Genomic DNA, 24,324 nt, shown 5'->3' with positions numbered 1-24,324 from the left:
ACTAACAAACTGGATTCACAACGGGAATCCCTCCGCCCATTTGCGCAACAAAGCCCCCCCATCACGCTGATCCGGGCATTGGGCCAGGTGAACAGGAAGCGGGGATCATAGGCCCTGCCACACATGCCATAGTTGCCCGCGCCGAAGCTGCCGCCGATCAGCACCGTGACCTTGGGCACGGTGGCCGTGGCCACCGCCGTCACCAGCTTGGCGCCGTTCTTGGCGATGCCCTCTGCCTCATATTTGCCGCCGACCATGAAGCCGGAGATGTTCTGCAGGAACAGCAGCGGCACGCGCCGCTGGCAAGCCAGTTCGATGAAATGGGCGCCCTTCACTGCGCTTTCGCTGAACAGCACGCCGTTGTTGGCCAGGATCGTCACCGGCATGCCCCAGATATGCGCGAAACCGCAGACCAGCGAACTGCCGTAGAGCGCCTTGAACTCATGGAATTCGCTGCCGTCGACCAGGCGGGCGACCACCTCATGCACGTCATAGGGTGCGCGGACGTCCGGGGGAACGATGCCGTAGAGATCTTCGGCCGCGAATTTCGGCGGAACCGGATCGCGCAGATTGATGCCGGGCGCGGCCTGGGGTTGCAGCGTCGAGACGATATCGCGAACGATGCTGAGGGCATGATCGTCATTTTCTGCGACATGATCGACTGCGCCGGACTTGCGGCCGTGAAGATCGCCTCCGCCTGGTTGGGAAGGTTGGCGCCGCCGCTGTCGACGAGATAGATGCAGGGCAGCCGGTTCTCCAGGGCGATTTCCTGGGCGCGGAGATGCTTCTTGACCGTAACCGGGAAATAGGTGCCGCCTTTCACGGTGGCATCGTTGCACACGATCATTACCTGCCGGTCGGATACTCGCCCGATGCCCGCGATCACGCCGGCGCCGGGCACCTCGTCACGATAAAGGCCATTGGCCGCCAGCTGGCCGATCTCCAGAAAGGGCGAGCCGGGATCGAGCAGACGCTCCACCCGATCGCGCGGCAGCAGCTTGCCGCGCGCCACATGCTTGTCCCGCGCGCTTTCCGAGCCGCCCTGCGCTGCGGCGGCCACCTTGGAGCGCAGTTCATCCGCCAGCGCCCGATTGTGAACGGCATTGGCACGGAAGCCATCACCATCCGGCAGTAATTTCGTGTCGAGAACCGGAGCGCTCATAGCGCGACCTCATAGTTGGCGGTAGTTTTGGCCTTGACCTCGTCGATTGTGACGCCTGGCCGAGTTCGATCAGGTCGAGGGGCTTCTGGTGGTGCGGGCGCTGCAAGACGGCGAGATCGGTCACGATCATATCGACCACATTCTTGCCGGTCAGCGGCAGCGCGCAGCCACTGGGATGGGAGAGAGGGCCTGCCTCTAGGCCGATGCGAACTACCGTCAGTCCCATTCGTCGAAACAGCCGATCTGGCATTCTGGCTCACTGGCTATCTTGGAGGCGCCGGCGCATTACGGCATCTAGCGGCATTCCTCTGCGATTTGACGCTCCATATACTTACGCCCCTGCATCGCGACACGATCGACATTTGCGGATATCTCGCGCGCCGGATTACCGTAGTTGGTGAGCATCGCCTCGATAGCTTCGATACCCGCCTTGTCCTGGGCGATCGTGTCCATAATGACCCGCCGCAAGCCTTCGTTTATCGACGGATCGTCTTTCGCAAAATTGCGCGCGAAGCCCCAAAAATAATGCGTTGTGGTGGGCGTGCAGGGCGTGACGCCATGAAAGACCCGCAAAGTCCCAAAGCTACGGCCGGGTTCAATACCGCCTTGCGACGAACTGACGAACTCGGCGCCGGTCGTATGCAACGAAGGCGGGAAGAACTGCTGAGACTGCTTGCGATCTACCGGCCCCTGGATCGCCATGGCTTTGCCCAAGCCTAATCCCTCCACCTCCTCGCCCACCACGAGGCGGCTCGCAAGGATACGGTCCGGTAATGTTTCGAGCGAGACCGGCGTGGCGGCGACACGCGGGCTACCGATCGTGTCCGCGTGCAAAAAAGTGATGTGGGACAGATCGAGCAGATTATCGTGAAGCAACTGATAGCGGCCTTGCAAATCTTCGACGCCACCGACCGTAAAACACCAATCTGACTGGTCGGCGATGTCGCCCATCGGATCCGGGATCAACTCTGGCTTGGCAAGACTGGCATCACCCATCCAGATCCAGACAAAATTCGAGCGCTCTGCGACGGGATAGATTCGCGAACAATAGATTTTTGGAATTTTGTCCTGTGAAGGGATGCGCACGCAATCCCCGGATGCTGCAAAGGTGAAGCCATGATAGCCGCATTGGATTGCGTCCCCGATGAGCTCGCCTCGAGAGAGCGGGAAGCCGCGGTGCGGGCAACGATCGGTCATCGCGACCGGTGTCCCCGCCTTCGTTCGATACAGGACGATTGGCTCGCCCAGAATTGTCCGCGCCTTCAGGCTGCGATCGACCTCGTCGCGCCAACCTGCAATATACCACTGATTGCGCGGATACTCTTCGTCTTCCTTAAACGGATACATGCGGCCTATCCTTCCTCGATTGCAGCCGGTCGCACTGTGATGGAGCCTTTCACCGTGATGCAGCCCAGTAATTGTCTTTTAAATATTGAGGGACGCGATCATCGACACCGAAAGCGACCCGCCGCGCCTCAGCGGTGTCGCTCGGAGGGAATCCGTCGCCGGAACGAGGAACGGGGCCTTCAACGATATGATTTGTCAGACGGCCGACGCCGGTGACCTCGACCTCAACGACGTCGCCCGGATCCAGCGGACGCGAGTGGCAGGGCGTTCCCGTCATGATCACGTCGCCAGGCATCAGCGTCATATGGCGCGAGAGGTCCGCGACCAGGAAATCGGGGGCCCAGATCATCTCTTCGCCGATCTGGGCTTCCTGGACGATCAATCCGTTGCGATACGTTCGGATGGTCTGCTCACGTATATCGATGCCGGACACGAGGCCCGGCCCGATCGGACAAAAGCCGTCGCGTCCCTTCACGCGCAGCATGGACCCAGCATCGGTGTCGCGAAAATCATGGAGCCCCATGTCGAGCGCCGGGGCAAAACCCGCGATGCACTCCCACGCCTCCTCCCGCGCGACATTGAACGTGACCTTCCCGATAATCGCCGCAACCTCGCCCTCATAATTGAGGAATTGACAATCGGCAGGCCGGACGATCTCGCCGCGATGCCCGTTGAGCGAAGAGATCGGCTTCATGAAATAGGTTGGGTAAGGCACTGCAGTCAGCGAATTGCGCGATTCAATCGCTCGCGATTTGTAGTTGAGATGAACGCAGATGATCTTGGTAGGATCGCAGGGCGGCAAATAAGCAGCTTTGTCGCCATCCACGCTGCGACCGTCGTCAAGCAGCACCCGTCGATGCTGGGTCCGCGCAGAACATGCAGGATCGCAAGACTGCGTTTCTCAACGCCGCGACGGACAAGCGAACGGTCAGCCCCGACCGTCTCGAAGCCAAGGCTTCGCCCTATGTCGTGCAGGCGGGAACCGTGATCCCTGCGGCGCTCATCACCGGCATCCGCTCCGATCTTCCGGGCCAGATCACTGCCCAGGTGACGGAGGCCGTCTACGACAGCCCGACCGGGCAATACCTGTTGATCCCGCAGGGCGCCAAGCTGATCGGACAATACGACAGCTCGGTAGCCTTCGGTCAGAGCCGCATCCTTCTCGTCTGGACGCGCATCATCATGCCGGACGGCAATTCCATCGTGCTGGAACGACAGCCAGGCGCCGATACCCAAGGCTATGCGGGGCTCGAAGACGAGGTCGATAACCATTGGGGCATGCTGTTCAAGGCCGCCGTACTCTCGACCCTCCTCAGCGTCGGCGCCGAAGCCGGTACGAGCCAGAACGAGAACAATCTCGTCCAGGCGATCCGCTCGGGCGCTTCGAACTCGATCAGCCAGACCGGCCAGCAGATCGTGCAGCGCCAGCTCAACATCCAGCCGACGCTCACCATCCGACCGGGCTTCCCGGTTCGTGTCATCGTCACGCGCGACCTGGTGCTGGCGCCCTATGGTCAGGGAGGCACGCCATGACGAAGCTCAAGCTCGGACCACTGACCGACGACAAGCCAGTCAAAATCAGCCTCGAACTACCGGCCGCCGTGCATCGCGATCTCGTCGCTTATGCTCAGGTGCTCGGCCGGACGACCGGCCAAACGGCTCCCGAGCCTTCGAAGCTCGTCGTGCCGATGATCGAGCGATTCATGGCGACCGACCGCGCCTTCGCCAAAGCGCGTCGTGATCGAAGCGCTCAGGGCGCTGGCGGATCGGCCGAGAAATCGGGGTAGTGCTCGCGCAGCATCGCCAGGAACGACCCCAGCGCGGGATTGCTGTTCGCGTCTCGCCAACACGCCATAAATTTGACTTGGGTCGGACCGTCGTCGTCCCAGACTTCCCGGTAGACGACGCCTTCGTAGCGGCCCCCCGTCGCGCCCTCGAACATCAGGAGCGTTCCATAATTCGCACTGACCAGGCTCAGCAGCCTGTCCAGTGAAGCGTCTTGATGGACGATGTGCTGGGAGCCCACCGCATGACGAAGCTTCGCTGTGAGCAGCCCTTCCAATTCCGGTCCAGGGCCTTGCTGCGGGACGAGGAACTTTTCATTTGCAAGATCCGCCCAGCGAATCCTCGAATTTTGGCCCAGCGCATGATGCTCGGGGAAAGCCACGATCACCCGCTCGCTCCATAGTGGAAGCACGCGGCCGTCCCACGCCGTCGCTTGGCCGGTCATGATCGCGACATCGACGGCGTTGCCCGCGAGGGCGCAAAGCAGCCGCTCATGGCTTCCATCGACCGTGCGCACATCCACATCCGGAAAGCGCCGATGGTATTCGACCAACGTCGCATGCATGTTCCCAGCCGAAGGGGAGGCATGAACGCCGATGGTCAAGAGGCCGAGTTCGCCGCGGCTTCTGCTTTTGAGCCGGCGAAGTTCCGTGTCCACGTCATCGAGTATCCGCTTGGCGCTCGAGACGAACTCCAAGCCTACGGTAGTGAGACGAGTGCCGCCATTCGTCCTTTCGAACAACACCACGCCGAGCTGGCGCTCGATTTCATGTAGGCGGCGGCTCAGGGTCGATTGGCGTATGTTCAGAGCTTCCGCCGCCTGTCGCAGGCTGCGGTGCTGTGACGTTACGAGCGCCAAACGCAAATCACGAAGCTCTATGTCCACGCCGTTCACATCGTCGGCCTGCATACGCGCCGACGCCTCCTACAAACTTTGCCGCCCCTCCCTGTTGGCCTCCATCTCGATATACGTTGCGCTTGGTTTCGATCTTCCCCTACGCGTCAGGCCGGCAAGGGATCCGTGCCGCGATCGAGCAAGGCCAGATAGTCCGAATAGGCGTAAATCCGGCCGCGTTGCCGTCCCGTCGTCTCGCGCACGACGTTGATCTTGGCGAGGTTTTCCAGCGCCGTGCTGGCGGTCGGGAAAGAGACGGCGAGTTTCTCGGAGACAGTCTGGATGGTGACGATCGGGCTGGCTTGCATCAATTCGTGGACTCGGAGCGCGGATGGGGCCGCGCGGCCGAGGCCGGCGACCTGCTGTCGGTGAGCATCGAACATGGCGATCAGATCGCGCGCGGTCGCGGAGGCCTGTTCAGCGGTCTCCGCGACGCCGGTCAGGAAGAACTCCATCCAGGTCTCCCATGTCCCGGCCTGCCGGACCTCCTGCAGGAGCCGGTAATAGTCGTCGCGCCGGGATTTCAGGAACAGGCTGAGATAGAGGATTGGCTCGCGCAGCACCCCCGCCTCGCACAGGATCAGCGTGATGAGCAGCCGGCCCAGGCGCCCGTTGCCGTCGAGAAAAGGGTGGATCGTCTCGAACTGGACGTGTGCCAGGCCCGCCCGGATGAGCGGGGGCAGCGCCGCATCCTCGCTGTGCAGGAAGCGCTCGAGCGCATCGAGGCATTCGTCCAGCCGGTTCGGCGGCGGCGGCACGAACAGCGCGTTGCCGGGCCGGGTTCCGCCGATCCAGTTCTGCGAGCGGCGAAACTCGCCCGGTTGCTTTGCAGCGCCCCGTCCCGACTTGAGCAGGATGGCGTGCATTTCGCGGATCAGCCGGAGCGACAGGGGAAATCCGCCCCGCATCCGAGAGACGCCATGCTCGATCGCCGCAACGTAGTTCGAGACCTCAGTCACGTCGTCGAGTTCGACCGTCGGCGCTTCATGATTTTCGAACAGCAGCAAATCGGAAAGCGAGGATTGCGTCCCCTCGATCTGAGAGGACAGCAGGGCTTCCTTGCGGACGTACATGTAGAGGAACAAAGGCGTCGAGGGCAGGACCGTCGTCACGCCGTCGAGACGCCCGACCGCGGCAATGGCGCGTTCGTAGACCCGCATGAACCGTCCGAGTTCGAGCGGCGGCTTCGGCGGCAGCGGGGCAGGCACATAGGCGCGCACGCGCTCGCCTCCCGCGCTCGTTTCGACATAGGCCCCGAGCCTTTGGTTCTCTCCGTTGGTCACAAGCGATCCTTTAATTAGCTTTGCCGCTATTAAAGCATATCGCCATATATCTTAATAGCGAGTGGGGCTAATTCAAGGCTGCCCGTGTGATGCCACATCTGCACGGGCGGGCAATCGGGCGGGCCCCGTTACCCTGTGATCAGGTGGAAGCCCTGCCGCCGTCCCCGAGAGCAACGACACGTCCCAACCCGTGTGCAAACACACCTTGCATGGCGAGGCCGGGGGCGCCCCGGCCGCGCGGATCAAACGCGTCGTTACCCTTTCCGGGGAAACGAAATTACCTCTCCTGTTTCCGCGCCCGCAGACGCCTGGCCCGGGCTGGGCTTGAGCCGAACCACTGTCGCCGCCTCATGAGTGAACCAGCCGGGCGGCAGGCACGTTAGATTTTCGACATCGCCCGCCGGAATCGTGAATTCGAGCGCCAACAGGTCCGATTTTGACCGGACACCTTCATCGACAATCAGGTGTAGCGCGTCCCGAAGCACCCGAGGTTCACTGGGCGCCCACTGGCGATCGAATGGCTCTTCCTTCGTCCATCCCTTGGCGGAGTACAGCTTGTAGAGGTGAGTGGCGAAGTCACCCGGGATAACGTCGAGATCGGCCAGACGCTTGATTTGTGCTTTGATCGACACACGCCAACGCTCCTTCGCTGTCACCATTGTTGCGAGCGATGGAAAACGCATCTCGACCGGATAGGTCGTCGAGGGAAGCAGGAACGCGCTGGCCAGCCGAAACGCCTGCGTCTCGATCAGCTTCAAGTCTCGTTTGAACTGTTCTTCAGTGACATCCCTATGAAGGATCGCGTGCGCCATTTCATGCGCGGCATCCATCTGCCGGCGTGCAAAGGACATCTTGTCACTCGCGAGCAGGATATGCGGCCTGTCATCGACAGGCGACCAACTGCACAGCCCATCGAGCTTCACTGTCCCCATTTCGATGACGCCGACGATGAAGCCGAAGCGCTCAAGCAACGGCACCATATCCCCACTAGGGCCGTCGCCGAGACGCCAATGGCGTCGCAAATCGAGCGCAATGCGCTCAAGGTCTTCATCGCGAAGCTGGTGGTAATTCGCGCCGGCCGTCACGTCTGGAATATCGACGGCAGGCAGGTCGACATAATGCTCGACCGCGTGGCTGATCTCCTGCAGCCAGCGCATCTGCGCGCTCTGGTATTGAAGATCGCGGACCAGCGTGGACGAAAGCGAGCGGAGGAACATCGGCCGCGCTGAAACATGCTCAGCCCGGAAGAAAAATTCTGGCCGCACCCCCAGGAACGCAGCCAGACGGGCCAGTGTCTCCGGATCGGGTGCCGAGCTTCCATCCTCCCAACGTGACACAGTGCTGGGGTTCAAGCTCATCGCCCGCGCGAGCGCCGACATGCTTGGAATCCGTCGCGCTGCCCTGGCCTCCGTCAGGCGGCCGGGCTCGAAGCCTGGTGTACCGATTGGCATAGCCGTCGGTGCCTATTCCGCCGGGCCGTCGGCCGCCTCGTCAGAATCCGGCTGCTCCGGCGGCCTGAAAGCCTTGGGTGTCTTCTTCAGCGTGACAAGCGGCTGGCTCTCCGGGGCCCGCTCCGTTTCGGTGGAGGGCGGAGCATAGGCCTCCATGAATGTCTCAACCGTCTCGTACGCAAGGAAGCCCTGATACCCGGTGTCGATGACGCCGATCGCGACTTCCTGAAGGCGACCGCCCTGCGACGGGTCGCGTGCGAACAGGAACAGGACGAAGATGTCGCCGGGCTTCGCCGTCCCGCCGTCACCCTCCAGGTCTAGGCGCGGCGTCAGGTGGTAGTTAAGCGTCACGCCAGCGAACCGGGATTGGTTCTTGGTTGGTAACTCTTTCGGCTCCGGGATCGACGCCAGACCGAGCAGGACACCAGGCCGATCGCCCCCGAAGCGCATGAACGGCTGATAGTAACGAAGGTCCGTGCCGGGGATCACATCCCCTTCCAACCGCATCCCCCCGTGCAACTCGCACGTATCCTGAAAGCCCTTTTCCATCAGCCGAAAACGGGCCTGCCCCTCCAAGCCGCGAGCGCCACGCCCGGTCAGGTCCGTGTTGTCGCGGATGAGTTCATGGGCCTGACGCGCCCGCGCGACAGCCGTATCGAGAAGGTCGATTAACAGGTCTCGTGGCAAGGTGCTGACAATGCGCGCCTTGATCTCGTCCGCAGTCATGGGCCAGCTCCCCGAAGTATGCTTCAGGAATGATTTATGCCACGACTTTTTGCGTATCGCAAGATGGGACTGGAGATTATTTGCGCGATTCGCTGTCAGTCTGACACATTTCAATTGATCGCGCATTCCTCCGTCCACGTGGGCCGACCTTCGGTGTCAGCGTGAGGGGATCTTGCATCTGTGGTGGTCAGCCGGATGGTCCAATGACGGCCCGCTGAGAGCTTATCGTCTGAAATGGACCCCTTTTGCTTACCCCCCGCTTACCCGGCAGTCCGTTTGGGGGCGGGTAAGCAAAGACGGCCCCGAAGAGCCATCTTTATCGCTCTGATTTCCTTAAGGAAACTTGGAGCGGGCGAAGGGATTCGAACCCTCGACCCCAACCTTGGCAAAGTTGTAAAACACTACGCCACAGTTTTCGATTTTACGAAAAACTACTATAAATCAAAGACTTTTCTCCATTCCTTTACTCCGCTATACTCCCGAAATAGCCCCGAATTTCCGTCACGGTGGTGAACGGGTGGTGAACTGAAAATGCCTCGAAACGCACAAAAATCTGCCAATATTCCTCTCACAAAGAGAGTTGTAGACGCCTCTCCACCGAGAGAAAAGCGCTACCATCTCTGGGATAGCGAGTTGCGGGGCTTTGGTCTTCGTATCGAACCGAGCGGCATCAAGACGTTCCTGGCAAAGTACCGCGCAGAAGGCGGCGGCCGCAGGGCTCCCGAGCGTCGTGTCACCATTGGCCGATACGGAGCCCTAACTCCGGAAGAGGCTCGCAGACAGGCGAGAAGGATACTGGGCGGCGCCGCAACTGGGGTGGATCCCGCCGCCGAGCTCAAGGCCAAGCGCAAGGAGATGCGAATCAGCGAGCTGATCGATCTCTACGAAAAGCATGGCTGCTTCATTCAGCGCGGCAAGCGGCAAGGCGCCCCCATGAAGCCGCTGACCAAGCAATATACACTTGCGCGCCTGCGCCATCACGTCGTCCCGCTGCTGGGTAACCGCCGGGTGAGCGAAGTCAACGCGGGCGACATCGAACGCTTCTTCCGTGACGTGGCGGCTGGAAAGACGGCGCGGGACGACAAGATCGGCCCGCGCAAGCGCATAGTCGTGCGAGGCGGCGAAGGCGCCGCGCGCAAGGTGTTTCGCGACCTGTCCGCCGTATTCAGCTTCGCGCGGCGCAGCGAGATCGTCACCCGCAACCCTTGCGAGACCGCGGCGGTCAAGAAAACCGACAACCACAAGGAACGCTTCCTCACGCTCGAGGAGGTCAAGCGCTTCGGCGAAGCCCTGCGCGAGCTTGAAGAGGATGGAACCAACCGCAAGGCGCTCGACATCATGCGCTTGTGGATGCTGACCGGATGTCGCCGCGAGGAGATCGCGAGCCTCAAATGGCACGAGGTCGATTTCGAGCATGGCTGCCTACGTTTCGGAGACACCAAGACCGGCAAAGCCGTGCGGCCGATCGGTGCCGCCGCGATCGCTGTGATCAAGACAATCGAGCAGACTGACGATTCCGAGTTCGTTTTTCCGGCCGGAGGAGGGGATAGCTATTTCCGAGGTTACAAGACGCCTTGGAAGAAGGTGATCGAGAAGGCTCACCTGTCCGGGGTGACCCCGCATACGCTGCGGCATACGATGGGTTCGACAGCGATTTCCTCAGGTGAAGCGATGGCATTCACCGGGGCGATCCTGGGACATGCCAATCCGCGATCGACGGCCATATATGCACACGTCCAGCACAGCCCGGCTCGTCGAGCGGCTGATCGCGTGGCTGAGCGGATTGCCGCGGCGCTCGCGGGCATGAACGACCTTGAAGTTGATGCCCCGGCTCCCGACGAGGATGAGGAACTGATCCGCAGAGTGGCCGAAACGCTCATGAAGGGCGGCGTGGAAGCCGACCGCCTGCGGGTCGTCATCAACGCACTCGCACCCTGATAGGAAGCGGGCCATATCCATCCAGACGACGTCACTTGTCGGTAGTCCCGTGCCTTCGTCAGCACTTTCCAATTATTGCCCAGGCCCTCGCCATGCTTGGCGGCAGCGAGTTTGCCCTTCTCAGCCCGCGCAGCACGAAAGCTTCGTTACGTCCCTCCCAAAGCCCTGCGCCGCGAGTTTCAACGCTTCGACCGTGGTGAGATACGGCCCTCGCTGGTCAGGTCAGGGTTATAGGAGACCAGCTTCTGTCGAAGTCGATTCCCTATTTCATAATGGCGGAACGACTGTCCGAAGTTGCCTTGTTCGCCCGACGCTGCCCAGGGCAAAATGAAGCTGGACCTGTTGTAGCGTATCACCGACGTTGGCAAGGGCGCCCTCCATCAACGCAATGTCATCTATCTCGAACCGGATCGTCCGAAGACCGGCCAGCCCCCACCAGGCAAATCCGTTGCCGGGATCGATCTCCAGGGATTTCCTGTAAGCGGCAACCGCGTCGCTGACGCGTCCAAGAGCCCGAAGCGCATGGCCATAATTGAGCCATGGGACCGCCGCATGTCCCGCGCGGCCGATCAGTTCTTCATGGAGCGCCACGGCTTCTTCAGTTCTCCGCTCGGAATCGAGGACGGCGGCCTTGAGCGAGAGCGGCTATACAGCGCCGGGAAATCTTGCAATGGCGCGATCGAGCATCGCTGCGCCTTCCTCGGCGCGCTCAAGGCGGCAAAGAAGCGACGCCAGATCGGCGTTCGCCTCGACGAACGCCGGCTTGATGGCGGTCGCCTTACGCAGAAGTTGCTCCGCATCCGCGACAAACCCGGTCGCGGCAGCGATGTGGGCAAGCAACTTCAGGCCTTCGGCATTCGCCGGCTGCTTCGCCAGACAGGCGCGTATGAGTGCCTCGGCTTTTGCCAGATCGTTATCCCGCAAGGCTTGCGTGGCCAGGGCCAGATCGGGGTGCATCACTATTCCGCGCTATCAACCTGTCCTCGATCCACAGGGAATCGCGATCAGATTGTCCTTTCCGATCAAGCTACGATCGATCGGATCCTCTGTAGTGTCTGTGAAGGCAGCTCCCCGAACAAGACGCTATATTGTTGGGAGAATCGTCCAAGATGACCGAAGTCCTGCATCAGCGCGGCACGTGTAACGTTCGCTTCAGACATGCGCATATCCCAAAGCTCGTTGCGGACGTGGTTGAGGCGGAATGCAAGGATCAGATCGAGCGGGCTCATGCCAAAGGTCGATCGTGCAGCATAATGTAGCGCACGTGGAGTGACGTTCAGTTCGCGGGCGACATCGTTCACGGCGATTCGCTGCCCGAACCTGCTTTCAATATACCGGACCATCTGCTGCGTCAGCCGATAGCCTTCGACTGCCCGCCCGGGATGAAGAGTATCCCTTCCGCGCGCGCCAATCCTCAGCGCCTTGTCCAGCGCCCGCAGCAGCGCGCCGCGCAGCCTGGCTTCATCGACAGCTTCCTTCCCATTAAACGCTGCCTCGGCCAGGCAATAAAAGATACCGGCCAGTTCGACGGGTAAAGGGATCGTTGCACATTCTGGATCCGCAAAGTGAGGTGGTAGCCATAGACCCTCCTCTTCGAAAACGGATACCGAAACGACAATTTCAATCGAATGCCAGTTGTTGGAAAGGACACTTCTATATTCCCTCCCTGGCGTCAGGACAGTTAATCGACCTGGGTCAACCTCAATTCCGCAAAATACCGCGGGAGAGAGACTTATCACAAAACTGAGCCATCCATCTTCTATACGCGAATGATCTATGACCCTCCGGTTCACCCGGACGTCAAAGAAAATCAGTCCACCTAGATCGATACTGTTCAGCCGAATGCTGAGCTTTCCGGGATCAATTTGTATTGCTGGCGTATCCCAGCCACGCAGTTGCTCACGAAAGTGATCTATATCGAGAAATTCGCACGAAATCACGTTTCTCACCAGCCTGCCGCCTCCACTGGAGCCATGGTTAATCCGGTGGCTTCCGATATCGGATAGCGGCACCCTAGCAAACAACTAGGATATGCATCTGAATTTGTGTGATTAACAAACCTTTTAGGGGCCAGGTGTGTTGATCTCCGCTGAGAGTTGACCCGGTTCAGTGGCGCGTTATCCGCACCGTGCGGCCGAAGTATATCTGCCGCGCCTGCGACAGGATCGTCCAGGCCCCGGCCCCGGTGAAGGCGATAGCACGAGACAAGGCAAGCTTGCCACGCTCCCCGTGTCATCGTGAACAAGTTCGATCACCATCTGCCCTTCTATCGCCAGGCAGAGATGATAGCGGCACAAGGGATCGACATCGATCGCTCAACCCTCGCCGGCTGGGCAGGCCGGGCCGCGCATCTGCTCGACCCGATCGTCAGCCGTATCCGCTAGGAAGGGCTGAAGGCCGCCAAGCTCCACACCGACTGCACACCGGTGCCGATGCTCGTGCCCGGCAAGGGCCGGATCGCGCAGGCGCGGCTCAGGGCCTATGTCGTCGATGACCGCGCTTCGGGCGCCAACACGCCAGCGCTCGCCTGGTATCGGTTCACTCCCGATCGCAGCGGCATCCATCCGCAGAGCGATCTCAGGCCATTCACCGGTCTGCTCCAGGCTGACGGCTATGCCGGATATGACAAGGTCTAGCAAATCAGGCGACCTGACGAGTAAGACGGGCTAGGAATTACTAAAGATCAAGGAGACAAGGCGTGCAGTCCATTCATTTCATCTCTGGCCTGCCCCGGTCTGGTTCTACCTTGTTGGCCGCCTTGCTGCGGCAAAACCCGCGATTCCACGCGCATATGAGCAGCCCGCTTGCCGGCATGGTCGATACCATGCTGGGCGAAATGAGCGATCGCAATGAATTTTCCATCTTCATTACCGATGAACAGCGCCGGCGCGTGTTGCGCGGCCTTTTCGCAAATTATTATGGCGCGGATTTCACAGGGGATCTCATCTTCGACACCAGCCGTACATGGTGTTCCAAACTGCATATATTGAGCGAGCTTTATCCGGACTTCAAGGTCATCGCCTGCGTGCGCCACCTGTCTTGGATCATCGACAGCTTGGAGAGGGCGATTCAGAAAAATGCCTTGCGCCCATCCTTCATGGTCAATTTCCAGACCGGGAGCACCGTCTACCACCGGGCCGAGGGTTTCGCCACGGGCGACGGCCTGCTGGGCTACTCCTACAATGCGTTGAAGAACGCCTTTTTTGGCGAACATGCGCGCCATTTGATGCTGCTGCAGTACGAAACATTGGCGCGCGATCCCGCCAAAGCCATGGCGGCAGTCTACGATTTCATCGGGGAAGCGCCGTTCCAGCACGATTTCAACAAGGTGCATCTCGATACCGAAGCGTTCGATGCTCACACGGGGATGCCGGGCCTGCATACGGTCAGCGACAAGGTGGCCATGCACGAGCGCAGGACGATATTGCCGCCGGACATTTTCCGTCGCTTCGAGAACGATGCGTTCTGGCTCAATACGCAAGCCAATATCCATGGAGTCCGGGTGGTTTGAATAGATGGGTGACCCTGTCCCGGAAAATGCCACCAGCAGGAATGAGAGGAATCTGGCAGAATCAAAGCTGATTGGAGCTGGAGATTTTGCATGAAGAAGTCGAAGTTCACGGGCGAGCAGATCGCGTTTGCGCTGCGCAAGGCGGAGGTCGGCACGCCGGTCGCCGAGGTCATTCGTCGGATGGGTCCATCTGTAGGCCTACCGAACGCCACCCTGGCCAAACGACGAAAGACGCCGACCAATTCGATTGGCAGGGAAATAGTGGCGTTTCTGGGGTCGTGCGCAAGGTGCGCGGGCAATCGCAGACCCTCGTCGGCAAGGACCGATGCCGAAACAATGATTTCGATCGAATGCCAGCGTTTGGCGAGAATGCTTCGATATTCACGGCCGGGAGTGAGAACGGTCAAGTGGCCCGCCGCGACCTCGATCCCGCAATATACGGCAGGCGTCAGGTTGATGATGCATTTCAACCAGCCAGCTTCCGGGCGGGAATGATCGATCACCATTCTGTCCACGCGAATATCTGAAAAAATCACGCCCCCAAGATCCAAACGGTGCAAGTTGATGCGCAGCCGGCCCGGATCGATCTGTATCGCGGGCGTATCCAGCCGACCAAATGCTCGCGAAAATGATCGATGTCGTGGAACTCGCACGAGATCACACTTGCCATTCGTCTGCCCCTCGCAATGTCATGGTTAACTCGATCGCTTCCGATATCGGATAGCGCGTTATGTTGCAGATCATTACGATATGGATCTGAAATTGTTCGCTTAATACCTTGGTAAGGAGCTTCGCGGTGGCTTATGTGAGGATCGTCCGCGAGGCTCATCCGATCCCAGGTGCGCCCGCGAGTTGCTGGCGTCCGCGGTTAGGCCGGGCATCGGCCCGATCCATGATGCGGGCAAGCGTCTGCCGTTGGGCACTGCTGACGATGGCTCCCGTCGTATCCACGGCCTCCGCCTGGGCCCAGGAGACGGTTCATTGGGACGTCAACGGCACAGCGATCGGCGAAGGCGGCACCGGCACCTGGAACCAGACCGCGCCGATATGGAGCCTCAGCACCGATGGCGTGAGTGGGCCTTTCCGCCCCTGGAACAACACGGCGCTCGATGACGCCATATTCGGGGGAACCGCGGGCACCGTGACGGTGGGTACGCCGATCACGGTGCACAATATCACGTTCCAGACCAACGGCTATATTATAAACGGCGGCACGTTAACCCTGGGTGGCGCCAATCCCACGCTGACGGTGACGACGGGTACTTCGACCATCGGATCCATGGTTACCACGGCGGGAGGATGGACCAAGGCCGGCGCCGGCAACCTGACGCTGAACGGCGCCAACACCTTCGGCGGCGGGATCGACATCACGGGCGGAGGATGGTTGACGCTGAACGCGGCCAACAGCTTCACCGGGACCATCAATGCCACGGGCGGCCATCTCGCCATCGGCGCGATCGGTGATGCCGCGCTGGGCAGTTCCGGCAACGTGATCAATCTGGGCAATGGCCGCACGTTGTCAGCGAGCGGCGCGATATCGGCAAGCCGCACGATCAATCTCGTGAGCGGCATCAGCACTATCCAGGGCGGCGGGCTCGGGGACGAGTTCTACACGGGCGCGGGCGGTCTGAACGTGGGGGCCGGCATCGCGCTCACCAACAACGCCAACAACTACCAGGGGCAAACCCAGTTCACGACCCTGCCCGGTTGGGGCGGCGTTACCAACTCCTTCAGTTCGATCGGCGATCTGGGCGAGGCGAGCGCGCTTGGCGCGCCCACGACCGTGGCCAACGGCACCATCATGATCGGGCCGGGATGCTGTCAGGCCCTAGGCTATTCGGTACTCGCCTATACCGGCGCCGGCAACAGCTCCAACCGCAACTGGCAGATGAATCCCGGCAACTATGCGGGGGGCGCGCTCCTGCATAACAACGGCAGCGGGGCGCTGACCCTGACCGGCAACATTTCTGCCGGGGGCGGCTCGCAAACCTTCGGCTTCGGCGCAAATTCAGGGGACATGAATCTGCTGGGCGTGATCAGCAGCAACAACGGCCGCACCGCTTCATTCAGCGCCGGCGCCGGGCGTACGATCAGATTGGGTATCGCCAATACGTTTTCTGGCACGGCGGGCATCAGCGGCGCCGGTACGGTCGAGGCCGCGCTGCTTTCCAATGCAGGCGTCGCCGGTTCGCTGGGCACCGGTGCGATCTCCATCGGCGGCGGCAATCTTTCCTATGTCGGTGCAGGAGAGTCCACCAACAAGAGCTTCAGCATCTCCAATGGCTCTTTCAACAGCAACGGCACGGGGGCGCTGACGCTGGGCGGGACGGTGGGCATCGGCGGCACCGCCACGCTGGGCGGCAGCTTCACCGGCGCAGACAATATGGTTTCGGGCGTGATCTCCGGGGCGGGCAACCTGCGCGGCGCCGGGGCCGGAACCTGGGTGGTTTCAGGCGCCAACACCTATACCGGCCAGACGATCGTCGACAGCGGCACGCTGCGCGCCGGGTCTGCCACGGCCTTCGCCGGCTCGAAGACCTTTCAGGTCAATGGTGGTACGCTGGACTTCAACGATTTTAGCCAAACGCTGACCACGTTGACGGGTACCGGGGGTACGCTGGACTTGGGAAGCGCGCTGCTGACGATCGACGGGCCGACCGGCACCACGGCGAGTTTCGGCGGTAGCGTCGCCGGCAGCGGCGGGCTCACCAAAATGGGCAATAGTGTCCAGACCCTGACCGGTGCCAGCACCTACACCGGCGCCACCACGATCGGTGGAGGCACCCTCGCGCTCGACTTCCGTCCCGCCGGCGGACCGGCGAGCAACATCATCTCCGCCGCCTCTACGCTCAATATGGCGGGCGGTGTGGTTAACGTGTTCGGCGCGGCGGGTGAAAGCAACACCCAGACCTTCAATGGCCTCAACATCACCGGCAGCAACAACACCATCAGCGCCACGTCCGGCAGCGGCGGCAGCCTGACCGTTAACCTGGGTGCGATCACCCGCACCGGCGGGCTGATGAACTTCGTCCTGCCAACGAGCGGCAACATCACGACCACCAACACGACGCTCGGCGGCTGGGCCACCGTCAACGGCACCGATTATGCTAAGGTGGTGGGCGGCAATATCCTCGCCTTCACCGATGCCGATTATACCGAGAAGGACGATGCGGCCACCTGGCTAAGCAACGAGTATATCACCGATACCGGCGGACTCGCCAACACGCCATTCTTCAACACGGTCGCCGGGAATGTTCAACTCGGCGGACTCAAATATACCGTGGGGCAGCCGAGCACGGTGACCGTGGGCGCCGGCAACACGCTGGGGGTGGACGGCACCATCATCGTCGCGCCCACCGTCGGGACTAACAACCAACTGATCACCGGCGGCATGCTGACCGGCGCCAATGGCGGCGTGCTGGGCGTCCAGCAGAACAGCACCGGCAATTTCACCATCGCCTCGCAAATCGTCGACAACGGCCCGGGCATGGGCTTCACCAAGGCCGGGACGGGCCTGGTCTCGCTCACCAACACCGCCAACAGCTATACCGGCGCCACGCGCATCGTGCAGGGCACGCTGGCGGTGACCAGCATCGGCAGTGGCGGCGTGGCAAGCAGCATCGGGGCGTCCTCGGCGGATTCGTCCAATCTGGTGCTGGAAGGCAGCACGCTGCGCTATACCGGCGCGGGTGACACCAGCGACCGTGGTTTCACCTTCGGCAAGTCGGGGGCCATCCTCGGCAGCGCCATCGAAGTCACCAGCGCGGCTGCCAATCTGACCTTCAGCGGCCTGGTTACCAGTCCGGACGACGCCACTTTCACCAAGAGCGGTCCCGGCACCCTGACGCTGGCCAATGCGGCCAACGACTTCACCGGCATAGTGACGGTCAATGGCGGCCTGTTGGGCGCCGCCACCCTGGCCAACGGCGGGCAGGCGAGCAGCATCGGCGCGGGGAGCAGCGCTTCGACCAGCCTCGTTCTGAACGGCGGCGGGCTGCAATATACGGGTGGCACGACCACGACCAACCGCGGCTTCACCCTGGGCGCGAGTGGCGGGATCGTCGATGTGACCTCGGCGGCCACTACCCTGACCGACAGCGGCATCGTGGTCGGTGGCGGTCGCTTGACCAAGAACGGCGCCGGTACCCTGGTGCTGACCGGCGCCAATACCTACACCGGTGGCAATAGCGTCAACAACGGAGTTCTGCGCGCGGGCGCGGCGAACGTATTCGGAGCGTTGACCGGTTCGAGCACAAATCTGGCCAATACGGCGGGCGTGGTGCTCGACCTCAACAACTTCAACAACATGATCGGTCCGCTCAATGGCGGCGGGACCAATGGCGGCAATGTCACGCTCGGTTCGGGCACGCTACGCATCGCGTCCGGTAACGGCAACTATTCCGGCGTCATCAGCGGCACCGGCGGCGTGTGGCGAACCGACGGCGGTACGCAGACTTTCAATGGCTGCAACAACACCTACACCGGCGCCACAACGCTGCAGGGTGCCACCATCGCGACCGACTGCCTGGCCAACGGCGGGCAGGCCAGCGGCATCGGCGCCTCCGGCAGTGCGTCGGCCAACCTGGTGTTCAGCAATGGCAACTTGAACTACACCGGCGGGACGATCGGCATCGATCGCGGGTTCAATCTTGCCGGTTACGGCGTCGTCAACGTGACCAACGCCGCCACCACGCTCGGTTTCAGCGGTCAGGTGATCGGCGGCGGCGAGTTGTATAAGGACGGCCCCGGCACGATGGTGTTGTCCGGTAACAACACCTATACCAACAACACCCGCGTAAGAGGCGGCATCTTGCGCGCCGGCTCGGCCACGGCCTTCGGCACCACCAATTCGTTCTGGCTGGATAATACCGCCGGCGTATTGCTGGACATGAACAACTTCAACGCCAATGCGGGCGCCCTGATCGGCGGAGGGGCCCTGGGGGGCAACATCGCGTTGGGCACGGGCACCCTGACGATCAGGGACGGCCTGGGTCAGACATATGCCGGCGCGATCAGCGGCTCCGGCAGCCTGATCAAGAATGGAGCTGGAACGCAGATATTGTCCGGCTGCAACAGCAGTTACACCGGCGCGACGACGATCAATGCCGGCGTATTGACGGTCAGCTGCCTTGAAAATGGCGGCGTGAACAGCGCGATCGGCGCATCCGGCGCCACGCCGGGCAATCTGACGATCAACGGCACGTTGCGTTATGTGGGCGGGGGCAGCGGTACCGACCGGCAGTTCACTCTGGGCGCCAGCGGTGGCACGCTGGACGCATCGGGCACCGGCATCGTCCAATTCACCAATGCCGCTCCGGTGACGCTGGCCGGCACGAACGCTGCCCGCACGCTGACGCTGACCGGCACCAACACGGGCGCCAATCTGTTCGCCGGGCGGCTGGATAACAATGGCAGCGGCGTCTCCCGGCTCACCAAGACCGGCACGGGCACCTGGCGCCTGACGAACCAGACCAGCAGCTATAGCGGCGCCACGACGATCAGCGGCGGCATCCTCATCGTCGACAAGCTGAGCGACGGCGGCGCGGCGAGCAGCATCGGCGCTTCAACCAATGCCGCCAGCAATCTGGTGATCGGCAACGGCTCGACCCTGCGCTATGTCGGCACGGGCGACACGACCGACCGCCAGTTCACGCTCGATACCGGCGTGACCTACATCGAGTCCTCGGGCACCGGCGCCCTGCAGTTCACCAATACCGGGACGGTCGGCCTGACCGGCACCAACGCGACCCGCACGATCGCGCTCGGCGGCACCAACACCGATCTCAACACGATGGGCGGGGCCATTGCCGACAACGGCACTGGCCGGACGACGCTGGCCAAGAACGACAGCGGCACCTGGGTGCTCACCGGCAACAACAGCTTCACCGGCAACACCGTCATCAACGACGGCAATCTGATGGTCGGCAACGGCGGCACGACCGGCAATGCCGGCGCGGGCAATGTGATCGTCAATTCAGCGACCTCGACGCTGTCGCTCAACCGCAGCGACACCTTCACGTTCAGCGGCACGTTGAGCGGCCCCGGCACGCTGGCGCAGATCGGCACCGGAACGAGCGTGCTGACCTCGGCGACCAACAGCATTGGCGCCACCACGATCAGCGGTGGAACGCTGCAGATCGGCAACGGGACGACGGGCGCGCTGACGACGCCGACCCTCGCCATGACCGGAAATTCGACGCTGGTCGTCAACGGCACGTTGCAAGGCACCGCCGGGGCGCAGACGGTCATCAGCGGGGACGGCGGCAGCCAGACCGTGATGCTGGGCAATGGCGTCACCATGCGCGCGAGCGGCAATCTCGGCGACGGCACGGATCGCGTCGAACTGTTCGGCACCGTGAACACGGGCGGCGGCACACTATCGCTGGGCGCGGACAATGACACGCTGGTCCTGCATGACGGGGCGGGTATCAGCGCCGCCTTTATCGACGGCGCGGCGGGGTCCGACCTGTTGCAGGTGGTCAACACCGCCGCGATGACGGTCGACGGCGCCAACGTCAACGGCTTCGAACGGCTGGAAAAGCAGGCGGCAGGCACGCTGACGCTGACCGGCGACCACAGCTACAGCAACGGGACGACGATCGCGGCGGGCGTGTTGCGTGTCGGCAATGGCGGCACGTCGGGTACGCTCGCGGGCGATGTCGCGAACAATGCACTGCTGGAATTCAACCGCTCGGGCACGCTTGCGATTGCAGGAACGATTTCGGGCACGGGCGCGGTGCGACAGATCGGCATGGGGACCACGGTCCTCAGCGGCGCGAACAGCTATCAGGGCGGCACGAGCATCAATGCCGGGACATTGCAGGTATCGAGCGACGCTAATCTGGGCGCGGCGAGCGGAGGTCTGTCCTTTAACGGCGGGCGGTTGAACACGACGGCGAGCTTCACGTCGGATCGTGCGGTTGATCTGGCAGGCGCAGGCACCTTCTCGACTGACGCCGGAACGACCCTGACGCTGACGGGGGCGGTATCGGGGCCGGGCGCACTCACCAAGACTGGCTCCGGCGCGCTCGTGCTGGCCGCGGACAACAGCTACACGGGCGGGACGACGATCAGCGCGGGGACGCTGCAGATCGGCGACGGCGGTACGACCGGTAACATCGCCGGCAATGTGCTCAATAATGGCGCGCTCGTCGTCAACCGGTCGGGCACGCTAACGCTGGGCGGTACGATTCTGGGCGGTGGCAGCTTCACTCAGGCAGGTCCGGGTACGACCGTTCTGACCGGCAACAATACATATGCCGGCCGGACAACCGTCAATTCGGGCACGCTACTGGTGAACGGCGACCAGTCGGGCGCGACGAACCTGACCAGTGTGGCGTCGGGCGCGACGCTGGGTGGCATCGGCACGATCGGCGGCAATGTGACCATCGCTGACGGCGGCACGCTGGCAGCCGGTTCGAACGGCGTCGGTGTGCTGACGATCAATGGCGGCCTCTCGCTAGGCACCACGACCCAGCTTAACTTCGAGTTCGGCCAGGCGAATGTGCCGGGTGGGCCGCTCAACGATCTCGTCAATGTGGGCGGCGACCTGACGCTGGGCGGCACGGTCAATGTGACCCAGACGCCGGGCGGCAACTTCGGGCCGGGCGTGTACCGGATGTTCAACTATTCGGGCGCGCTGACCAATAACGGCCTTGCTGTCGGCACGATGCCGCCGGGCAGCGACGTGTTCGTCCAGACCGCGATCGCGGGGCAGGTCAACCTGGCGAACACGGCGGGGTTGACGCTCAATTTCTGGGACGGCACCGGCCAGCCGAAGAATGACGGGGTGATCCAGGGCGACGACGGCGTGTGGCGCGTCGGCGGTAACCAGAACGACTGGACCGAGGTCAACGGCACGATCAACGCCGACTATGCGCAGGCGAGCTTCGCGATCTTCCAAGGCGCCAGCGGCGCGGTCACGGTCGATAACAGCGGCGGCAATGTGCTGAGCGCGGGCATGCAGTTCACCACGGACGGCTATGTGATCGCCGGTGGTCCGCTGACGCTGACCGGCGCAGACGCGTTCGTGCGTATAGGCGACGGCAGTCTAGCCGATGCAGGCATCACGACCACGATCAGCGCGGAGCTCGCCGGACCGGCGCGGCTGATCAAGGATCTGGGCGGTACGCTGGTTCTGACGGGGGCGAACAGCTACACGGGCGGGACGGCGATCAACGGCGGTACGCTCCGCATCTCGAGCGACGCCAATCTCGGCGATGCGGTCGGGGGCCTCAGCCTCGATGGCGGCACGTTGAACAGCACGGCCAGCATTACGTCGAACCGTGCGGTCGATCTGGCGGGTGCGGGTACGTTCCTGACCGATGGTAGCACGACGCTGACCCTGAACGGTGTAGTGTCAGGCGCGGGTGCGCTCACCAAGGACGGCGCGGGCAATCTCGTGCTGACCGCCGACAACGCCTATGCAGGCGGCACGACGATCGTGGCGGGCACACTCCAGCTCGGCAATGGTGGGACGAGCGGCGCGATCCTCGGCGATGTCGCCAATGATGGCTTACTCGCCTTCAACCGCTCCGACAGCCTCACCTTCGCCGGCGCAATCAGCGGCAACGGCGTGGTCAGCCAGATCGGCTCTGGCACGACCATCTTCACCGCCGACAGCAACTATAGCGGCGGCACCACGATCAGCGCGGGCCTGCTCCAACTGGGTGTGGGCGGCACGACTGGCGGCATCACGGGCGATGTGCTCAACAATTCGGGGCTGATCTTCAACCGCTCGAACGAATACAGCTTCGCGGGCACGATCTCCGGTACGGGCGATGTCCGCCAAGAGGGCGCCGGCACCACAATCCTGACCGCCGACAACAGCTATACCGGATCGACGGTCATCTCGTCCGGCACGTTGCTCATCAATGGCAACCAGACCGCGGCGAACGGCACGACCAATGTGCTCGGCGGCGGCGCGCTCGGGGGAACTGGCACGATCGGCGGTGACGTCTTGGTCGGCGGCAGCGCGACGCTGACGCCGGGCGATGCGACCGGTCCGGGCACGCTTACCATCAATGGCAATCTCGGTTTCAGCCCCAACGCCGTGCTCGCTTATGAGTTCGGCCAGTCGGATATAGTCGGCGGGCCGCTCAACGACCTCGTCAATGTCGGCGGCGATCTCACGCTCGGCGGCACGCTCAACGTGACGACGAGCGGCGGCGGCAGCTTCGATCCGGGCATCTACCGGGTCATCAACTATAGCGGCACGCTGACCAACAACGGCCTTGCGATCGGTTCGATCCCGTCGGGCACCGATTTCTATGTGCAGATCTCGGTCGCGGGTCAGGTCAACCTGATCAACACCAACGGCCTCGCTCTGCGTTTCTGGGATGGCGCGGCGGGTGTTCGCAACGATGGCCTCATAACGGGTGGCGATGGCGTCTGGCAGAACGTATCCGGCAACGACAACTGGACGCTCGATGATGCATCGATCAACGCGCCCTTCCTCGACAGCGCCTTTGCAATCTTCGGTGGCGCGGCGGGAACGGTCAGCCTGGATAACGGCCTGGGAGCGGTTCGCGCGTCAGGCATGCAGTTCGCGAGCGACGGCTATACGATCACGGGTCAGGACCTGACCCTGATCGGGCCGCAGTCGGTGATCCGGGTGGGCGACGGCACGGCCGTCGGGCTCGGTTATACCGCGACGATCGGCAGCGCCCTCATCGGCAACAGCCAGCTGGTCAAATCCGATCTCGGCACGCTGGTGCTTTCGGGGACCAACAACTACACGGGCGGCACCCGGATCGATGCGGGCACGCTGCGCATTTCGAGCGACGCCAATCTCGGCGACGCGGCAGGCGCGCTGACTCTCAATGGCGGCACGCTGGGCACCACCGCCACGATGAGTTCGAACCGTGCGGTCGATCTGCTCGGGGCGGGCACCTTGCTCACCGATCCGGGCACGACGCTGACCCTGGGTGGCACCGTCTCGGGCACCGGCGGGTTCACCAAGGCGGGCGTGGGCGATCTGGTCCTGACCGGGGCCAACGGCTTCGCCGGGGATGTCGAAGTGATGGCGGGCAGCCTGTTCGTGAACGGCGATCAGTCGGCGGCGATGGGCGCGACGAACATCGCGCTGGGCGCGAGCCTCGGCGGCTCGGGCATTATCGGCGGTAATGTAACGATTGCCGATGGCGCCACGCTCGCAGCCGGCACCAAGAATGTCGGCACGCTGACGATCAATGGCAACCTCGCGCTCTCCGCCGGGTCGGTGCTCG

General features: G+C 62.5%; 13 protein-coding genes and 4 pseudogenes. 6 read left to right on the top strand and 11 right to left on the bottom strand.

Annotated elements, in window-relative coordinates; translation table 11 throughout:
• From V7D69_RS11495 to V7D69_RS11480, 4 genes and pseudogenes are all read right to left on the bottom strand, one after another.
• Nucleotides 1–1,162 (bottom strand): annotated as a pseudogene (locus V7D69_RS11495) (acyl-CoA carboxylase subunit beta); the annotation flags it as partial.
• Nucleotides 1,159–1,328, bottom strand: a pseudogene (locus V7D69_RS11490) (succinyl-CoA--3-ketoacid-CoA transferase); the annotation flags it as partial. The pseudogenes V7D69_RS11495 and V7D69_RS11490, both read right to left, overlap by 4 nt.
• A 128-nt stretch (nt 1,329–1,456) precedes the next feature.
• Nucleotides 1,457–2,509 (bottom strand): aromatic ring-hydroxylating dioxygenase subunit alpha, encoded by a 1,053-nt coding sequence (locus V7D69_RS11485; protein WP_333605867.1) that lies wholly within the window; start codon nt 2,507–2,509, stop codon nt 1,457–1,459.
• Between the two features lie 49 nt (nt 2,510–2,558).
• Complete coding sequence (locus tag V7D69_RS11480) at nt 2,559–3,359, bottom strand: fumarylacetoacetate hydrolase family protein (protein ID WP_333605866.1); 801 nt, start codon at nt 3,357–3,359, stop codon at nt 2,559–2,561.
• Here V7D69_RS11480 and V7D69_RS11475 point away from each other — a divergent pair.
• Together V7D69_RS11475 and V7D69_RS11470 are read left to right on the top strand one after the other, a co-directional pair.
• Nucleotides 3,359–4,042 (top strand): annotated as a pseudogene (locus V7D69_RS11475) (TrbI/VirB10 family protein); the annotation flags it as partial. The gene V7D69_RS11480 and the pseudogene V7D69_RS11475 sit on opposite strands and share 1 nt — an antisense overlap.
• Nucleotides 4,039–4,296, top strand: a complete 258-nt coding sequence (locus tag V7D69_RS11470) for a DUF2274 domain-containing protein (protein WP_333605865.1) — start codon at nt 4,039–4,041, stop codon at nt 4,294–4,296. The pseudogene V7D69_RS11475 and the gene V7D69_RS11470, both read left to right, overlap by 4 nt.
• On the opposite strand, the gene V7D69_RS11465 is transcribed toward V7D69_RS11470, so the two are convergent.
• The 4 genes from V7D69_RS11465 to V7D69_RS11450 form a co-directional block, all read right to left on the bottom strand.
• Nucleotides 4,260–5,204, bottom strand: a complete 945-nt coding sequence (locus tag V7D69_RS11465; protein WP_333605864.1) for a LysR family transcriptional regulator — start codon at nt 5,202–5,204, stop codon at nt 4,260–4,262. The two genes, V7D69_RS11470 and V7D69_RS11465, sit on opposite strands and share 37 nt — an antisense overlap.
• A gap of 92 nt (nt 5,205–5,296) precedes the next feature.
• The gene (locus V7D69_RS11460) at nt 5,297–6,472 is read right to left on the bottom strand and encodes a Fic family protein (protein ID WP_333605863.1); all 1,176 of its coding nucleotides are present in this window, start codon (nt 6,470–6,472) and stop codon (nt 5,297–5,299) included.
• A gap of 254 nt (nt 6,473–6,726) precedes the next feature.
• Entirely contained in the window at nt 6,727–7,923 is a 1,197-nt protein-coding gene (locus tag V7D69_RS11455) for an XRE family transcriptional regulator (RefSeq protein ID WP_333605862.1), read from the bottom strand.
• A 12-nt stretch (nt 7,924–7,935) separates the two neighbouring features.
• A complete protein-coding gene (locus V7D69_RS11450; RefSeq protein ID WP_333605861.1) occupies nt 7,936–8,649 on the bottom strand; it encodes a hypothetical protein in 714 nt (237 codons plus the stop codon).
• Between the two features lie 531 nt (nt 8,650–9,180).
• Between V7D69_RS11450 and V7D69_RS11445 the strand changes: the two genes are divergently transcribed.
• Entirely contained in the window at nt 9,181–10,587 is a 1,407-nt protein-coding gene (locus V7D69_RS11445) for a tyrosine-type recombinase/integrase (protein WP_333605860.1), read from the top strand.
• Between the two features lie 267 nt (nt 10,588–10,854).
• Here the strand turns inward: V7D69_RS11445 and V7D69_RS11440 are convergent, their stop codons facing one another.
• From V7D69_RS11440 to V7D69_RS11430, 3 genes are all read right to left on the bottom strand, one after another.
• Nucleotides 10,855–11,178, bottom strand: a complete 324-nt coding sequence (locus V7D69_RS11440; protein ID WP_442947054.1) for a tetratricopeptide repeat protein — start codon at nt 11,176–11,178, stop codon at nt 10,855–10,857.
• Nucleotides 11,179–11,232: 54 nt separating this feature from the next.
• A complete protein-coding gene (locus V7D69_RS11435; protein WP_333605868.1) occupies nt 11,233–11,544 on the bottom strand; it encodes a tetratricopeptide repeat protein in 312 nt (103 codons plus the stop codon).
• Between the two features lie 65 nt (nt 11,545–11,609).
• Nucleotides 11,610–12,536, bottom strand: a complete 927-nt coding sequence (locus V7D69_RS11430; protein WP_333605859.1) for an AraC family transcriptional regulator — start codon at nt 12,534–12,536, stop codon at nt 11,610–11,612.
• A 140-nt stretch (nt 12,537–12,676) separates the two neighbouring features.
• Here V7D69_RS11430 and V7D69_RS16205 point away from each other — a divergent pair.
• The 3 genes and pseudogenes from V7D69_RS16205 to V7D69_RS11415 form a co-directional block, all read left to right on the top strand.
• Nucleotides 12,677–13,220 (top strand): annotated as a pseudogene (locus V7D69_RS16205) (IS66 family transposase); the annotation flags it as partial.
• Between the two features lie 65 nt (nt 13,221–13,285).
• Complete coding sequence (locus V7D69_RS11420) at nt 13,286–14,098, top strand: sulfotransferase family protein (protein WP_333605858.1); 813 nt, start codon at nt 13,286–13,288, stop codon at nt 14,096–14,098.
• A gap of 931 nt (nt 14,099–15,029) precedes the next feature.
• Nucleotides 15,030–24,324 (top strand): autotransporter-associated beta strand repeat-containing protein (locus V7D69_RS11415; RefSeq protein ID WP_333605857.1); only part of this gene is annotated, 9,295 nt, incomplete at its 3' end.

The organism is Novosphingobium sp., assembly GCF_036733805.1.
Lineage (GTDB): Bacteria > Pseudomonadota > Alphaproteobacteria > Sphingomonadales > Sphingomonadaceae > Novosphingobium.
Note: the sequence above shows the minus strand (reverse complement) of the source record. Positions and strands in the feature narration are given on the sequence as shown.

Bases quoted from the DNA above. Each gene is read 5' to 3' on its own strand.
- V7D69_RS11485 (WP_333605867.1), bottom strand. From the start codon at position 2,509: ATGTATCCGTTTAAGGAAGACGAAGAGTATCCGCGCAATCAGTGGTAT.
- V7D69_RS11470 (WP_333605865.1), top strand. From the start codon at position 4,039: ATGACGAAGCTCAAGCTCGGACCACTGACCGACGACAAGCCAGTCAAA.
- V7D69_RS11465 (WP_333605864.1), bottom strand. From the start codon at position 5,204: ATGCAGGCCGACGATGTGAACGGCGTGGACATAGAGCTTCGTGATTTG.
- V7D69_RS11455 (WP_333605862.1), bottom strand. From the start codon at position 7,923: ATGCCAATCGGTACACCAGGCTTCGAGCCCGGCCGCCTGACGGAGGCC.
- V7D69_RS11450 (WP_333605861.1), bottom strand. From the start codon at position 8,649: ATGACTGCGGACGAGATCAAGGCGCGCATTGTCAGCACCTTGCCACGA.
- V7D69_RS11445 (WP_333605860.1), top strand. From the start codon at position 9,181: ATGCCTCGAAACGCACAAAAATCTGCCAATATTCCTCTCACAAAGAGA.
- V7D69_RS11435 (WP_333605868.1), bottom strand. From the start codon at position 11,544: ATGCACCCCGATCTGGCCCTGGCCACGCAAGCCTTGCGGGATAACGAT.